At 39.6% G+C, this 16,176-nt stretch carries 16 protein-coding genes and 1 pseudogene; 16 read left to right on the top strand and 1 reads right to left on the bottom strand.

Annotated features, from left to right (window positions below):
• Positions 1-86 precede the first annotated feature (86 nt).
• From AC1TO4_RS05940 to AC1TO4_RS05890, 11 genes and pseudogenes are all read left to right on the top strand, one after another.
• The gene (locus AC1TO4_RS05940; protein ID WP_482104562.1) at positions 87-1,064 is read left to right on the top strand and encodes an NAD(P)H-dependent flavin oxidoreductase; all 978 of its coding nucleotides are present in this window, start codon (positions 87-89) and stop codon (positions 1,062-1,064) included.
• 48 nt (positions 1,065-1,112) lie between these two features.
• Positions 1,113-2,732 (top strand): long-chain-fatty-acid--CoA ligase, encoded by a 1,620-nt coding sequence (locus AC1TO4_RS05935; RefSeq protein WP_482104561.1) that lies wholly within the window; start codon positions 1,113-1,115, stop codon positions 2,730-2,732.
• A 58-nt stretch (positions 2,733-2,790) separates the two neighbouring features.
• Positions 2,791-3,573: an enoyl-CoA hydratase/isomerase family protein gene (locus tag AC1TO4_RS05930; RefSeq protein WP_482104560.1), complete on the top strand. Its 783-nt coding sequence runs from the start codon at positions 2,791-2,793 to the stop codon at positions 3,571-3,573.
• Positions 3,574-3,611: 38 nt separating this feature from the next.
• Positions 3,612-4,016: a PaaI family thioesterase gene (locus AC1TO4_RS05925; RefSeq protein WP_482104559.1), complete on the top strand. Its 405-nt coding sequence runs from the start codon at positions 3,612-3,614 to the stop codon at positions 4,014-4,016.
• 98 nt (positions 4,017-4,114) lie between these two features.
• Complete coding sequence (locus tag AC1TO4_RS05920; protein ID WP_482104558.1) at positions 4,115-5,275, top strand: CaiB/BaiF CoA transferase family protein; 1,161 nt, start codon at positions 4,115-4,117, stop codon at positions 5,273-5,275.
• Positions 5,276-5,291: 16 nt separating this feature from the next.
• Entirely contained in the window at positions 5,292-6,497 is a 1,206-nt protein-coding gene (locus AC1TO4_RS05915; protein ID WP_482104557.1) for an acyl-CoA dehydrogenase family protein, read from the top strand.
• 769 nt (positions 6,498-7,266) lie between these two features.
• Positions 7,267-7,611, top strand: a pseudogene (locus AC1TO4_RS05910) (DUF2975 domain-containing protein); the annotation flags it as partial.
• Positions 7,612-7,624: 13 nt separating this feature from the next.
• Complete coding sequence (locus AC1TO4_RS05905; RefSeq protein WP_482104655.1) at positions 7,625-7,729, top strand: helix-turn-helix domain-containing protein; 105 nt, start codon at positions 7,625-7,627, stop codon at positions 7,727-7,729.
• Between the two features lie 177 nt (positions 7,730-7,906).
• Entirely contained in the window at positions 7,907-9,211 is a 1,305-nt protein-coding gene (locus AC1TO4_RS05900) for an alkaline phosphatase (RefSeq protein ID WP_482104556.1), read from the top strand.
• A gap of 596 nt (positions 9,212-9,807) precedes the next feature.
• On the top strand, positions 9,808-10,863 hold the full coding sequence (locus AC1TO4_RS05895) for an SEC-C metal-binding domain-containing protein (RefSeq protein WP_482104555.1): 1,056 nt from the start codon (positions 9,808-9,810) through the stop codon (positions 10,861-10,863).
• 52 nt (positions 10,864-10,915) lie between these two features.
• Positions 10,916-11,113 carry a hypothetical protein gene (locus AC1TO4_RS05890; RefSeq protein WP_482102010.1) on the top strand — a complete coding sequence of 66 codons (198 nt, stop codon included), beginning with the start codon at positions 10,916-10,918 and terminating at the stop codon, positions 11,111-11,113.
• Between the two features lie 210 nt (positions 11,114-11,323).
• Here AC1TO4_RS05890 and AC1TO4_RS05885 read toward each other — a convergent pair whose 3' ends face one another.
• The gene (locus AC1TO4_RS05885; protein ID WP_482104554.1) at positions 11,324-12,130 is read right to left on the bottom strand and encodes an IclR family transcriptional regulator domain-containing protein; all 807 of its coding nucleotides are present in this window, start codon (positions 12,128-12,130) and stop codon (positions 11,324-11,326) included.
• Positions 12,131-12,338: 208 nt separating this feature from the next.
• Between AC1TO4_RS05885 and AC1TO4_RS05880 the strand changes: the two genes are divergently transcribed.
• The 5 genes from AC1TO4_RS05880 to AC1TO4_RS05860 all read left to right on the top strand — a co-directional run bounded on the left by AC1TO4_RS05880 (position 12,339) and on the right by AC1TO4_RS05860 (position 16,160).
• A complete protein-coding gene (locus AC1TO4_RS05880; RefSeq protein WP_482104553.1) occupies positions 12,339-13,106 on the top strand; it encodes a dioxygenase family protein in 768 nt (255 codons plus the stop codon).
• 137 nt (positions 13,107-13,243) lie between these two features.
• Entirely contained in the window at positions 13,244-14,086 is an 843-nt protein-coding gene (locus AC1TO4_RS05875; RefSeq protein ID WP_482104552.1) for an alpha/beta fold hydrolase, read from the top strand.
• 14 nt (positions 14,087-14,100) lie between these two features.
• On the top strand, positions 14,101-14,823 hold the full coding sequence (locus tag AC1TO4_RS05870) for a carboxymuconolactone decarboxylase family protein (protein ID WP_482104551.1): 723 nt from the start codon (positions 14,101-14,103) through the stop codon (positions 14,821-14,823).
• 12 nt (positions 14,824-14,835) lie between these two features.
• Positions 14,836-15,522, top strand: coding sequence for a CoA transferase subunit A (locus tag AC1TO4_RS05865; RefSeq protein WP_482102005.1), 687 nt, complete (start codon positions 14,836-14,838; stop codon positions 15,520-15,522).
• Positions 15,519-16,160: a 3-oxoacid CoA-transferase subunit B gene (locus tag AC1TO4_RS05860; protein WP_482102004.1), complete on the top strand. Its 642-nt coding sequence runs from the start codon at positions 15,519-15,521 to the stop codon at positions 16,158-16,160. Before AC1TO4_RS05865 ends, AC1TO4_RS05860 begins: the two co-directional genes overlap by 4 nt.
• Positions 16,161-16,176: the final 16 nt, after the last annotated feature.

Below are 16,176 nucleotides of genomic sequence, written 5' to 3'. Positions count from 1 at the left end.
TTCGGCCGCAAGTAAAATGATACAGATGTTGCAAAGTGAATTTCGCTTTATTATTAAACTTGCCAAGAAAGAAGGGGAAGCAGAAATTGAGAACACGTATAACTGATTTACTGAAAATTGAGTATCCAATAATTTGTGGGGGATTGTTCAGGGTTGGTCGTGCTCCATTAGCAGCTGCTGTCTCAGAGGCAGGGGGGCTTGGAATTATTACGTCTGCCACTTTCGAGACGGCAGAGGATTTACGGAAAGAAATACGACGTGCAAGAAAGTTAACAGCAAAACCAATTGCAGTTAACATCAATCTGTTTCCAAGTGTCAGGAAAATGCCGAATGAAGCGTATATTGACGTATTGATCGAAGAAGGTATTCGGATCGTAGAGACTTCAGGCCGGAGCCCAGAAGTATATATGAAAGTGTTAAAAGATAACGGTGTAATCGTCATTCACAAGGTCGCAGGAGTTAAATATGCCAAGACAGCAGAACGGGTTGGATGTGATGCTGTCACTGTAATTGGGTTTGAGGCAGGTGGCCATCCAGGTATGGAAGATGTGGGAAATGTTGTTCTTGTCCCGCAGACGGTTGATGCAGTCAAGATTCCCGTGTTAGCTGGCGGAGGTATTGCTGATGGACGGGGAATGACCGCGATGCTAGCTCTTGGGGCAGAAGGTGTAATGATGGGCACACGATTTTTGGCTACTCAAGAAGCCCAGGTGCATGACAACGTTAAACAGTGGATGGTTCAGGCAACCGAGCAGGATACTTCATTAATTCAGAAAACAATTGGTTCTACCTCGCGTGTTGCACGAAATGAAGTAGCCCTGCAAGTTTTGGAAGCAGAAAGCAGAGGAGCAGAACTTGAGGAACTTTTACCGTTGATTTCGGGACGCAGAGTTGTGCAAGTATATGAGGAAGGAGACATTGATGCCGGGATTTTTTCTTGTGGGCAATCAGTGGGACGGATTCAAGGTATTCCAACCGTTAAAAAATTGATAACGGACATGGTGTCCGAAGCAAAACAAACTGCAGACAAATTGGGGCGAATCTCCAATGTAATAAATGCTTAAGTACCGTCGTCCTATCCGCTGGAAAAAGACTGATTTGGGGGTCGAAAAATGAATAAACCTTGGAAAACGTTTTATCCGAAAAATATTCCTTATGAAACCGAGATTCCGTCACTTTCATTATATGACCTATTAGATCGTTCTGCTGAACGCCATTCTAATCAAAAAGCAGTGATAGATGGCGATCAAGAACTCACTTATTTCGAATTGAAGAATGCTTCTGACCGTTTTGCGGCTTCTTTATACCACAACGGGTTTAGAAAAGGTGATCGAATCGCCTTAATGCTTCCAAACTGCGTAGAATATATCATTTCCTTTTATGCAATCCATCGCTTAGGCGGTATAGTGGTTCAAGTAAATCCAATGTACCAGACATCTGAATTGGATTATATTTTACGGGATTCTGAAGCAACCTGGTTTATTGGTCATCGTAAACAACAGAAGAAGTTAGAGGAAATCGGAATGAGTAATCAGCTCATCATTATTTTAGCCGACAGGGATAAGCAGCAAGAAGGCGGTCTATACGATTGGATAGAGAAAGGAACGAACGGACTTCCTGACCTGGACATTAATCCTGAAAAAGATCTAGCGCTCCTTCAATATACAGGAGGAACTATGGGAAGGTCCAAAGGGGTTATGCTGACGCATTTCAACGTAACCTCCAACGTCTATCAGGATAAAACTTATACTGCAGATGCTTTACAACTTCAAGAAGCTGGTGAACGTCTGCTTGGATTGTCGCCGTTATTTCATGTGTTTGGGATGGCACGTATGAATAGTGCTATTTATACTGCTTCAACGTACATTACGATAGAAAAGTTTGAAATAGACAAGGTTGTAGATCTGATACGTAAACATCGACCGACCATTTTTCCAGGCGTGCCCACTATGTATATTTCCTTATTAAATCATCCCGGCCTAACAGTGGACGATTTAAGCTGCTTTAAATACTGTAGCTGCGGTTCAGCGCCACTTCCGGTAGAAGTTATCAATCAATTTAGAGTGAAATTCGATGTCTCTATTTCAGAAGGATTCGGCATGTCAGAAACGTCACCTACGACGCATCGAAATCCTGTTATCGGAAAAAGAAAAGTAGGCAGTATTGGTTTGCCGTATCCTAATACCGATTCCAAAATTGTTGATATAGAAACTGGGACAACAGAAATGCCTTCGGGTCAATCGGGTGAATTAATTGTAAAAGGTCCACAAATAATGCAGGGATACTGGCGAAAACCAGAAGAAACTTCCCTGGCACTACGCGATGGCTGGCTGTTCACCGGAGATATTGCCACGATGGATGAAGATGGATATTTCTTTATTGTCGGTAGAAAGAAAGAAATGATTATTGCCAGTGGTTTTAATATTTATCCAGTTGAAGTGGAAGAGGTGATTTATCGGCATCCGGGAATTGCGGAAGTTTGTGTCTTTGGTGTCCCGGATTCATATAGTGGGGAATGGGTTAAAGCTACAATTGTGAAGAAAAAGGGTGCCAAAGTAACTGAGCAGGAAATCATAGAATGGTGCACTGGACAACTAGCTAAATACAAAATCCCTCGTGCAGTTGAATTCAAAGATCAGCTTCCGAAATCCACGGTAGGGAAAATACTGAAACGTGTGCTAGTGGAAGAGGAAATTGTGAGACGTAAGACAGTGGGCGTAGGGAAAAGATAGAATCGCGCATAACCATTCAATTGCATTGTTAGTGAAAAAATAAGAGCGGGGTGAAGGAATGAACAGCTATCAAAATATTTTAGTGGAAAAATCAAATCAGCTCGCCTACATTATTATAAATTTGCCTGAGCAGCGCAATACGTTAAGTAAAGAAACACTTGGAGAAATGAAAGATGCACTAGAGAGATTAAAAAATGACAAAGAAACGAATTGTATTATTTTCACGGGTCAAGGAGACAAATCATTTGCGGCAGGGGCGGACATCAGTCAGCTGAAAAACCGTGGTCCTTTAGATGTATTCACACCCGGTGGAATGCAAGAAGTATACGATTATATCGAAGCGTATGACAAACCGACGATTGCGATGATTAACGGTTTTGCGCTTGGCGGCGGATGTGAGCTGGCCATGGCGTGCGATATTCGAATCGCTTCTGAAAATGCGAAGTTTGGTCTTCCTGAGCTGAATCTTGGTATTATTCCGAGTGCGGGCGGAACCCAGCGAATGGCGCGGTTAATTGGTAAAGGAAAAGCAATTGACCTAATTCTAACCGGTAGAATTATTACAGCTGAAGAAGCGGAAAAAATAGGACTCGTTTCTGAAACCGTACCGCGAGATCAGTTAAAAGAAACAGTGGAAAAAACAGCCGCTCAAATACTTTCGCAAGGTCCACTAGCCGTAAAACTTGCAAAAATGGCGATTCATGCAGGCTTTGATACGGATATGAAGGCGGGTCTTATGATTGAAAAGCTTGCACAAGCCGTACTTTTTTCAACCGAAGATAAAACCGAAGGAACAAGCGCCTTTTTAGAAAAACGTTCTCCGGAATTTATGTCGAAGTAATAGAGTTCGTTGAGACTATAATGTGAAGGGGGGAAAAGATGTTGATGACGATTGGGGAAATAATAAAGGAATTTGAAGAATGTCCTTATCTTCAGCATCTTGGAATAGAAATACTCTCTATTGAAATAGAGGATACGAAAATCAAATTAAATGTGCAAAACTATCTTTTAAATACAAAAGGGACCCTTCATGGCGGCGTATATGCCTCTATGTTGGATTTCATCCAGAAAATACATCTTCGTTCAGTTACGCAAGCAAGGTGTGTTCCAATTAGTTCAACTGTTCATTTCACTGCGCCAGTTAAAAAGGGGACTGTTTATGCGGAAGCATCAATCATTTCGAGAGGTTACAAGACCGCTTTTGTAGATGGTATTATCAGAAGTGAGAGTGGAGAAATCATCTCAAAAGGTACAGGGACATATAAAATAATTCGGACGGAATAACACAATTAGAAAATGAAACGGACAAGTCACCTTCTTCAAACTAATGGTTAGGTCCTTGAGGAAGAGTAATTATTTAGTGGAAAGGGATGACTGCGAAGGTGGCTGGAGCATTAGACGGTATTAAGGTGCTCGATTTATCGCGTGTTCTTGCGGGTCCATATTGTACGATGATTTTGGGAGACTTAGGTGCTGAAGTCGTAAAGGTCGAAGCGCCTGGTGGGAGTGATGAAACCCGTAATTGGGGCCCTCCATTTAAAAATGATGTAAGTTCTTATTATTTGAGTGCTAATCGCAATAAAAAAGCTATTACGGTAGATTTAAAGTCTGAAGAAGGCGTTGAAATTATCAATAAGCTCGTTCGAGAGACTGATGTTATTATCAATAATTTCAAAACTGGAACGATGGATCGGTTTGGATTAGGTTATGATGCATTGACTCAACTCAATCCTCGCATTGTATACTGTTCGATTACGGGTTTTGGTGAAACGGGCCCAGAACGGAATATGCCGGGGTATGATTTTATTATTCAAGCAATGAGTGGATTAATGAGCATTACAGGTACGAAAGAATCAGGGCCACAAAAATCAGGCGTAGCAATTGTAGACGTTCTAACGGGGTTGTACGCATGCATCGGAATTCAAGCGGCTTTACTTGAAAGAGTACAGTCGGGTCGGGGTCAAAAATTAGATATTTCACTATACGATTCTGCAGTCAGTGCATTGGTGAATATCGGAAGTAACTATTTAATGGCTAAAAAAGTCCCTACAGCCCTTGGAAATGTACATGCTAATATTGTCCCATATCAGACTTTTCAAACGTTAAACGGCGAAATGGTTATCGCAGTTGGGAACGACAATCAATTTAAGGAATTGTGTGTTGTACTAGGAAAACCTGAATATGCGGAAAACATACGTTTTAAGACTAACCCCAGCCGTGTGGAAAATAGAGATGAATTAGTTCCTTTATTACAAGAAGTCTTTTTAACGAAAGAAACAATGTATTGGCAGGAACAATGTAGTAACAATAATATTCCAAGCGGACCCATCCAAAGTCTAGATGAGGTGGTCAATGACAAACAACTACAATCACGGAATATGTTTATTACGCAAAATCATCCAACAGCAGGGCAAATTAGAATGATTGGTAGTCCTCTTAAATTATCACGGACGCCAGTTCAAGTGAAATATCACCCACCGAATCCGGGGGAACATAATGAGGAAATACTGAATCGATTAGGTAAGAAACAACCAACTACTTAAAAGGGGAGATTATATAATGAATTTTTCATTTTCAGAAGAACAGAACATGCTACGTAAAACAGTAAGAGGATTTGTAGACAATGAAATCATGCCTCATATTGGGGACTGGGATCGTGCGGGGAAATCGGATCCTGCTGTATATACAAAGCTTTCAGAACTTGGGTTAATGGGTGTTTGTGTTCCAGAAGAGTATGGTGGAAGCGGAATGGACTATAACTCATTGGCCATCGTTTGTGAAGAACTCGAGCGTGGTGACACAGCTTTCCGTACAGCTGTTTCCGTTCATATCGGTTTAAATAGTCTGACGTTGTTACAGTGGGGAACAGAGGAACAGAAGCAGAAGTATTTAGTACCTCAAGCAAAAGGTGAGAAAATTGGTGCATTTGGTCTAACTGAACCCGCTGCTGGATCCGATGTAGCTGCACTTCAAACTACCGCTAAAAAAGATGGGGATTACTACATTTTAAATGGTCAAAAAACATGGATTTCCCTTTGTGACCTTGCAGACAACTTCTTAGTTTTCGCTTATACAGGTGATAAATCAGAAAAACATAAAGGTATTTCAGCATTTATTGTAGAACGCACATGGGAAGGGTTTTCTTCAATGGCAACGAAAGGAAAACTTGGAATTCGTGCTGGAAATACAGGTGAGCTATTCTTCGAAAATGTAAGAGTACCAAAAGAAAACTTGCTTGGTAAGGAAGGGGAAGGGTTCAAAATTGCGATGGCGGCCCTCGATAATGGACGCTTCACTGTGGCAGCAGGAGCTGTAGGACAAATTATGGCATGCATTGAAGCCAGTACAGATTACTGCCATTCGCGCGAAACCTTCGGCAAGGAAATTGGTAGACACCAACTTGTCCAACAAATGATTGCGAAAATGGAAGCAGGATTTCAAATGAGTAGTTTGCTTGTTTATCGTGCAGGTGAACTAAAAAATGCTGGAAAACGAAATACGAGAGAAACCTCACTTGCGAAGTGGCAGGCATGTGATTTTGCCAATAAAGCAGCAGATGATGCGGTTCAAATCCACGGAGCAAATGGTTATTCGGATGAGTATCCAGTAGAGCGTTATTTACGTAACTCCAAAGCGCCAGTCATTTACGAAGGAACACGTGAAATTCATACAGTGATGCAGGCTGAGTACGTACTAGGATACCGTGAAGACAAACAGTTAAATAAAGTTCTTCCTACTTGGGGAAATAATTTGCAATACAATTGAATCAATTTCATAACTACGAGCCCTTACGGCTCTAATTGTAAAATGACAATAAAATAGAGCATATCTCCAAGTTCTGTATAATGAGAGTTACCGCACACACATTTACAGACTTGAGAAATGCTCTATTTCTATTATACGACAAGAAAGCCAATGTTCATTTCGACTTCGTTCATATTGCATACAATGCCACTAAACTTGCAGTTGATCGACTCATCCAGCTTCAACTATACACAACAGCGTAAACGGAAATTTCATTCGTTTATTTAAGAAGTCATTTCAAATTCTGTTTCTTAATGATTTTTTAATGTACACATTATGAAATTGATTCAATTAAAAATACCGTTGAAGTTCAGTTCGTTACTCGAAGAATTGTTAATATTGCTCAAGGTTTATGAGTATCCTCAACTCATTGATGCGTCGAAAATACGAGGAGGAACTCTTTGACCGTTATCTAAGTAACGATTAATATTAGTTTACATAACAATTTTTGTGTAATTATAAGTGTTATGTACCCCAAGTGTTGAATGAGCACTAAGGTGCCTAGTTCTAACTCGATAATGTATTTTATTATAACCAGGAACCTGAAGTTTGACCGGGAATATCCGGAGAAATAATAAGGCGGATAAGAGGTTTTGCGGTTTTTTGGTAATTTTTATTATTTCTAAATTTTAGGAACCCGTGTGTACCACTACTCAGGGTAATTCACTAAAATGTATAATAATAGAATGAGGATCAGACAAAATTGTGAATGTCTTTTTTTTTGAGTATTTATTCTAATTTGCAATACCCTATATTAATCGGAATGTATGCAGCAATGATCCCATTATTCTATGCTTTGTATAAGACTTTAAAACTGTTAAGCTATATCGACAAAAACGAAACGTTTTTGGAACTATCTATAAAGGCTTTAAAGGCTATAAAATACTGTGCAATCACAATCAGTATTTTGTATGGCATCTTAATCGGATTGGTCGTCATTTTTGTTTCTATGACGATTGCGGTCTTTGCTACTGTTTTTCAAAAGCGATTAAGAGATGCCATAGTTCTTAAATTAGAAAATGATTTAACGGTTTGGGGAGTATATTATGGCGAATATTTCTATATTGAAAAATAGAAAGGCATAAGCAATTCGATTATCGGCATTGGAGAAGATTTGTAAGGCCATAGAATGTCAGCCAGGAGATATTTTAGATTACAGTGATAAAAGTAAAATAGCAATTTCAATAGGCTAAAAGGGTCAGCCAGGTGTGAAGGCTGATTTTTTTGTTTTTGCTATTATCAAAGACTACTCCTAAAATTTAGCAAGTTAAATCCATTGAAGATTAACACTATAGACACACTAGCTTAATACCACGTTAACAAACCAGAGATAAAGTTAAACTGTAAGATACTTCGAAGGAGGAGTTTAATTGAAGAAAACGTTGAAGAAAAAGATGATGATCATTGCGATTGCTGGGAGTTTTACTGTAGGAAGTTTTGCGGGAATCACATCACTGCAACCCGCTGAAGCAAAAATTCCAGAATCGAATAAAAAAGTAGAGAACATCATTTTTATGATTCCAGATGGATACTCCAGTTCGTATGCGACAAATTATCGATTGTATAAAGGGGAAGAATCGGTAATGGATCCACATCTCGTTGGTATGCACAGGACATATTCCGCAAACTCGGCAGTGACAGATTCTGCCGCGGCTGGAACTGCAATGGCAACCGGAGCGAAAACGAACAATGGGGTAATTAGCATGGATCCGGCTGGCAATAAACTCGAAACGATTTTACAAGCTGCTGAAAAGAGCGGGAAATCTTCGGGATTGGTCGCAACTTCAACGATTACTCATGCCACACCTGCAGTGTTTGGTTCACATGTTAAAACACGCGCCAATGAAAAAGACATTGCACCACAACTCCTTCAAAGTGATGTTGATGTTATTCTAGGCGGGGGTAAAAAGTATTTTAGTGATGATTTATTAAATAAAGCAAAACAAGATGGTTATAAAATTGTGTCCGAGAAGCAATCCTTAACGAATGTAAAGAAAACGAATAAATTAATCGGTCTTTTTGCGGAGGATAGTTTATCCCCCGAATTGGACCGTGAGACGACTGATGAGCCAAGCTTGCAAGAAATGACATCAGCAGCTATCGACGTTTTAAGTAATGATAAAGATGGTTTCTTTTTAATGGTTGAAGGTAGTCAAATCGATTGGGCTGGTCATGATAATGATGCAGCATGGGCGATGAAAGACACTGAAGCGTTTGAAAATGCAGTAGAAGCTGCACTGGATTTTGCGAAAAAAGATAAGAAAACATTAGTCGTCATCGCAGGTGACCATGACACTGGTGGTATGTCTGTCGGCGGTTACGGAGGATCAGATGTCAATTTGGAAATCCTTAAAGATGTGACAGCAACAGGCGATTTCATGGCATCACAATTAAATGAAGAAAAAAGTAATATTAAAGAAATCGTATTGGAATATACGGGCATGACATTATCAGAAACTGAAATTAAACAAATCAAACAAGCAAGCAATCCAGCATTCCAGATTAACTCAATCATTTCCAAGCATGCACTAGTTGGTTGGTCGCACACTGGACATACTGGCACAGATATCCCTGTTTACGCTTACGGCCCACAAGCCCATAAATTTGCAGGACTAATCGAAAATACAGATTTCCCAAAACTGATGGCTGAAGCAATGAAAATACCATTTAAATAAGCTCTGATATAACCGCTTATATAATGAGACACAGGACCGTTCCTCTATACAAAGAGGTGCGGTCATTTTTTATTTCGGGGTCAGCAAGTATATATTAATACAAGCATGAATACTAATCCGAAAAACTAATTTCAGTCGCATAGGTGAAATCTGATTCGGGCTCATAAAATAGTAACATGACTATCGGATGAAAATCTGTTATTAATTGATTGACTGAATAATCAAATAAATATTAACTTTCTAAGCTGTGTGTTGATATAATAGGAGTTATAATCCATACACGAGGACTTCGAGGAAAGGGTGGGTATAAGATGAAGAACAGATGGATCCTGCATAGCGGACTTGTCGATCGACAATAAACAAAAAACGCCGGAAACCCATTCGACTAGATGTCGATAGGTTTTCGGTGTTTTTTTATTGTTGAAGTAGTGGTGCGATAGGGGTGGAAATGGTTTAGTAACTAATGGCAATACGTTTTTAAAACAAACAAAACAAACAAGAATGCTAACTTAATGCAGAAAGTACCAAATAGATAATATTTTCACACATTTCAATTTTTATTTTTGATACAATAGAATAAAAAGGGTGTGTGCCAAATGGTTGGTCGTAACGATCCCTGCCTATGCGGTAGTGGGAAAAAATATAAAAAATGTTGTGCGTTGAAAAATGAACTTTCCAGTGGGGATCTTATCGAAGAAGAGCTTAATCGGATATTAATCACTTTCATTTCAACCGAACTGGACGACCGAGCGAATAATGTGGAGTTAGAACGGTATGAAAGAAAGTGGATGAGCAAACTTGGAGGTAGGATGGAACCTAGAAAAATCAAGCAATCGGTTATTGAATATTTTCTGTTCGTGATCCGGCGTGATTTGTGGAATAGGTACTTGGTTAAAGTGCTAAACAGTCCGATCCGTTCTGTGACACGTTTACTGATTGAGTCATGGGAAAATCCATTTGTGCTTTTTGGAAAAGTGATAGACTCCCAAGAGGACCACTTCCTTGTGGATGAAGTACTTGGGCATCAGACTTATCGCATAGCGCTTATGAATGATATGAAAGTTGAAAAGGATCTACTTGTTTTCGGAGTTGTGCTACCAGATAATAGAATGCATGAAAATGGGATCCTAATCTTAGACGGAATGACGTTTCTTTATGATAGGAACGGAAGTTTTGCGCACAGTATTGGATCAATGGCGGAAACGAGCGAGGCCGATAACAGTTCCGAATTCTTTAAAATGCATATGCTCGATATTTACAAAGCAATTATAGACCGGGAAGTTTCTAACATGGATGATATAGTGGAGAACGAAATGTTTCCAGAACAGCAGAAAGTAATGGTCATTCTTGTGAGCGAATTAAAAGGTCACAATGTACCGAATGAATTTCATGAATTTATCAAACTAATTGCCATTACATACATGTTAAAAGAGAAGGTGGTTTTTAGGAAGCCTGAAATTATTGCGGCGGCGGTTTTTAAAACCGCTTATGATCATGGAGCACTAGGAGATGCATTTTATACGCAGGCAGATATTGCAAAAATGTTTGGTGTTTCCGTCGGTTCAATGAAAAAGCATGCGGAAGCACTTTCCGTTGTATTTGCGGAGCTGTCTGAGAGTATGAATGATGATGGAAACACTTCTGCTACTTAGCCATTTCCAAACTTCAAGCTTCTAAGAGGTAACCGGGAATGATGCACCTTATTTGTTCCTGAAATGGATGGTCGAAAGGGATTCAGCTGAAAAAGTAATTGAATCTGAGACACTACTTGAAGCAGTCAACGCGAATCCATTTGTTATCAAACTTATGGATGAGGATGTACCGAAGCTGCCGTACCCAACACGAGATTCGATACTCCCGGGATCGATGGATGAAGCACAGTATATATGGATGTTGTTGTGAAGAATAATTTTTTTATAATATAAATGAAAAATAAAACACGCTATACAACCGAAAATCTGGTTGCGTAGCGTGTTTTATTAATAGGGAACATAGTCCAATTGCAAAAGTGTACTGGCGTATATATGTCCTTTATTTAGTAATTTAAAATAATGGCTTTTAATCGGAAATACATTATCGATTTCATGTATGCTTATGCGAATTTAGCTCACATTATAAGTTGGATGAACCATTTGTTGCGTTGATGGCAACGCTGATTTTTTCAGCACTTATTTGCAGTAATGGTAAAAATTTTTCTAGCTGTACTTCTTGTGTAACTCGTCCTGCATGTGCAGAACAATTTATGGCCGCGATTACTTTTCCATTTGCGTTTCGTATTGGAACAGCAATCGAGCGTAGTCCTTCTTCCAATTGTTGGTCGACCCCACCCCAACCATTTTTATAAACATCTTCTAATATCTCCAATAATTGTTGTTTATTAATTATCGTTTTGTTTGTATACTTATCCAATTCGATTTCCTCTAGATATTCATTCAACTTGTCTTTCGGTAAGTTCGCTAGAAGGACATGGCCCATGGATGTCGCATATGCCGGTAACCTAGACCCAACATCCAAGTTTATAGACATAATTCTTTTCGTTGACACACGGGCAACGTAAATAATATGGGTTCCATCTAATATAGAAACAGAGCAAGATTCGCCAGTTAGATTTACAAAGTCTCTCATAAATGGATGCGCAATACTCCAAATGTTATTGGAGGAGAGATATGCATAACCTAGCGAAAGTGTGCGCGCTGTTAGGGAAAACACATTATTATTAGATTCCGCGAAACCCAGATGCTCAAGAGTAAGCAGAATTCTACGTGCTGTAGGTCTACTGAGTCCCGTTATTTTTGAAACGTCACTAATTGTAAGTGATTGGTTGTTCTGTGAAAAAGCCTGTATTACCTGCAATCCTCTATCGAGTGATTGAATGTAGTTACCAGATTGTTTGAACACCTCTAATTCTTCTGTTGACAAACATAATACCCCCTATGTTATGATGTAGTTGTACGAATGAAGAAACACTGTACGTCTAGCGTACAACTTTAGTGGCTGTTCTGCAAGTCCTAAAATGCGATATTGTTTTTTTGTCTCAAGATGAAGGCGTTTACATATCCATTTTAAATCAGTCGTATTATAATCGGTGTAATGAGAAAGACTAACAAAACCTGAGGAGGAAATAAAAATGACAGAAGTATCTAAAAAAAATCCACGAGTATTAGGCGCATATGAAGGTTTCGTTAAACATTTAAAAAACTTTTTAGATGAGCAGCAATTTAATCATGAGGAATATACGAATTTCGTAAAATGGGCAGATCGCCTCGGTAAAAGCGGAGAAATCCCACTATTTCTAGACGTTTTCGTAGAGACGCATGTGTTAGAGGCTAAATACAAGAATTCTCCAGGAACTGAGCCTTCCCTATTAGGACCTTACTATGAAGAAGACTCACCAATGCTTGAAGGTTCAAGTGTTGTTATTCCACAAAGAGATGATGAGCCGGGAGATAAACTAACATTTACTGGAAATGTCAGTTCTGTTAATGGACCTATTGGAAGAACAAAGGTAGAGTGGTGGCAAGATGATGCAGATGGATTATATTCAAACTATGATTCAACTGCGCCAGACTTTAACTTGAGAGGGCAATTTTACACGGATGACAATGGGGACTTCGAGGTCAAGGCAATTGTTCCAATCCCTTACCAAATTCCGACGAATGGCCCAACTGGTGAATTTACATTCGCTGCAGGTTACCATGCATACCGTCCGGCACATATCCATATCAAATTCGAACACGAAGGATTTGAAACATTGATCACGCAAGTGTTCTTTGAAGGGGACGAATGGTTGGAAACAGATGTTGCCGGCGGTGTCCGTTCAACACTTACAACAAAACTGATTGATAAAGGCGACCACAAAGAAGCTGCTTTAAACTTTGTAATGCGAACTGAATAAGTTACTAATTCAATAGCTGTCAAGGAAATCTTGACAGCTATTTTATTAGACTTTTACGATAAATCTGGTATGATTAATAACATATATGTACGCAATGCATAACTTTGTACGCATTACGTACAAAAGGAGAGGTTTAGATGATGGAGTTTTACACTGTGAACATTAATGGAAAAGAAATTCAATTAGCTGATTACCCTGGAGAAAAAGGAACGATTATTGCCATTCATGGGTTAACGGGTACGCACAAAAACATGCATTATTATGCAGAAAAGTTTAAAGGCGCGTATCGATTTATAGCAGTGGATTTACGGGGCCGTGGAAATAGTGATGAAATGGATACAGAACCATCAATCTTTAAGCATGCCGAAGATATTTTAGGTTTGATCAAAGAGCTAAAAATCGACAATCCGATTTTAATGGGTTATTCCATGGGCGCTTTTATAGCAGCGATTGTCGCAAGTAAATTAAAATCTACAAGAGCAGTGGTTTTACTAGATGGAGCTGCGAAAGCATCTGAACATCAAAGAGGTATTGTTCAACCTTCTTTAGGCAGACTAAGTAGAGAGTATACGTCGAAAGAACATTACGTAGAGGAAATTCAAAAAATCTACACAAACTTAGGCGTTGTTTGGAATGATGTGTTACAAAGTACCGTTGAATACGAAGTAGGACCTGTCGACGACCACTGGGAGAACAAATCAGAAGAAGCCCGTATTGTTGCTGACTTTGATAGCTTTTATACGTTCGATCCAAAAGAGATTTGTTCACAGATTGAATGTCCAGTATTACTCGTTTATGCAGAAGGTAATATCGGTTCCATGCCGCCCCTGTTTTATTTAACAGACTATGAACAAACTCAGCAATACACGAAAAATATTGAAACGGTTATATCCGATTGTAATCATTACACGATGGTATTTGAAAATCGTGAAGACATCAATGGTCCTATAGAGGGCTTCCTCAACAAACTAGAGAAATAACTGGAGGTATATCGATGAGTAAAGGATTGGCTTATTTTCAACAAGTATACGACGAAGTGCCCGGATGGGTTCAGAAAATGCATGATTATAGCCCGGTAGTACTTGATCATTACACAGGTTTACGCGGTGAAATCATGCAGGATGGCGCGCTATCACGTAAAGAGAAAGATGTATTATTAGCTAGTATGAATGCTGCAAGATTGTATCCACGTTCTATGGGTTACCATACGAAAGGCGCCATCGATTTTGGTTCAACAATCCCTGAATTAGTTGAATACTTTTTAGTTTCTTACCTATATGGAGGTACTGATGCATTGAAAGTATCACTCGAGGCCCTCTCTTATGCCCTCGACTTAAAAGGACGTACAGTTGAGCAACCAGCAAAAGAACCTGAAACGATTGAAGAGATTTTCCAAACAATGGTTACTTGGCTAGGTGATGAAGATACTAGTTTCTTACTCGATTCTCTAAACGTTATTCAAAGAAACGACCCGAAGGAAATAGAACAAAAACTTCTTGGTGACGGACATGTTTCGACACGTATGAAGCATTTGAATATGGTTGGTAATTATATTACACAGTTGAGAGGCGAAGAGGCAGTCGTGTGGATGGATAAAGCACGAGAAGTTGGCGCCTCCGAAGCAGACTTGGCGGATGTCGGCTACATTTGTATTTTAACGGCTGGTATTCCGTCGTGGTTTGAAATTAGTGATTCATTAAAACTAGCGAAGCAATAAGGGGTGGAATAGATGTCGAAAATTATGGATAATATTCAGGATGCGCTTTCCGTTGTGGAAAGTGGAGATACCGTTTTAGTAGGTGGTTTCGGATTAATAGGAGCACCTCTTTCATTAATAGATGGCTTGACTGAAAAAGATGTTAAAGATCTTACGATTGTGAGTAATAACCTTGGTGAGTCAGGCAAAGGGCTTGGTATTTTGTTGAATCAAGACAAGATTAAAAAAGGAATCGGCTCTTATTTTACAAGTAACCGAGATGTGGGTGACAAATACCAAAAAGGGGAGATTGAACTGGAATTACTCCCCCAAGGTACATTAGCAGAGTCTTTACGTGCTGGTGGAGCTGGTCTTGGTGGTTATTATACGACGACTGGCGTTGGAACTGATCTTGCAAAAGGAAAAGAAGAACGCGAAATTGATGGCGTGAAGTATATTCTTGAAAAGGCTATCCGCGCGGACGTAGCACTTATTCGCGCACATAAAGCGGATACTTTAGGGAACCTAGTTTATTATAAAACAGCACGTAATTTTAACCCACTTATGGCAACAGCTGCAAAAAAAGTAATTGTAGAAGTGGATGAAATTGTAGAACTTGGCGAGTTAAACCCAGAAGAAATCGTGACGCCTTTTCTTTACGTCGACGTAATCATCAAAGCACAACAAGTGTTAACGAAGGATGGAGTGGTTAGTAAATGACTACACAAATGAGTAAAGCGGATATGCAACATTTTATCGCAAAGCGAGTAGCACAGGAGCTAGAAGGGCCATGTGTTGTCAACTTAGGCATCGGAATCCCTACGCTAGTAGCAGAGTACATGGAAGCAGAAGATATTTATTTGCATACAGAAAACGGCTTGCTTGGTGTAACGGATGTTGCAGAGGAAGATGTGGATCCGAATCTTGTGAATGCTGGGAAGTTACCCGTCGGAGAAGCGATAGGCGCTTCCTATTTTAACAGTTCTGATTCGTTTGCGATGATTCGTGGTGGCCATGTGGATGTCGCGATTTTAGGTGCACTTCAAGTCGACCAAACCGGGATTATTGCGAACTGGGCTGTCCCTGGAAAGAATATTATGGGTGTCGGTGGCGCAATGGATTTATTGGTTGGGGCGAAAAAGGTATTTGTGACGATGAGTCATACTTCTAAAGATGGTAGTAGCAAACTGGTAAAAGAATGTACTTATCCTATTACTTCGACAAGAAGTGTCGATATGATTTTCACTGAACTGGCCGTGTTTGAAGTCATCAATAAACAATTAAAGCTGGTAGAACTCATGCCGGGTGTGACAATTGAAGACCTAAAAGAGAATACAGAAGCCGATTTCATCGAGTAAAATATAGAAAGTTGGT

It is taken from the genome of Sporosarcina sp. Y838 (assembly GCF_056786515.1).
This window is presented reverse-complemented; position numbering and strand designations above follow the sequence as displayed.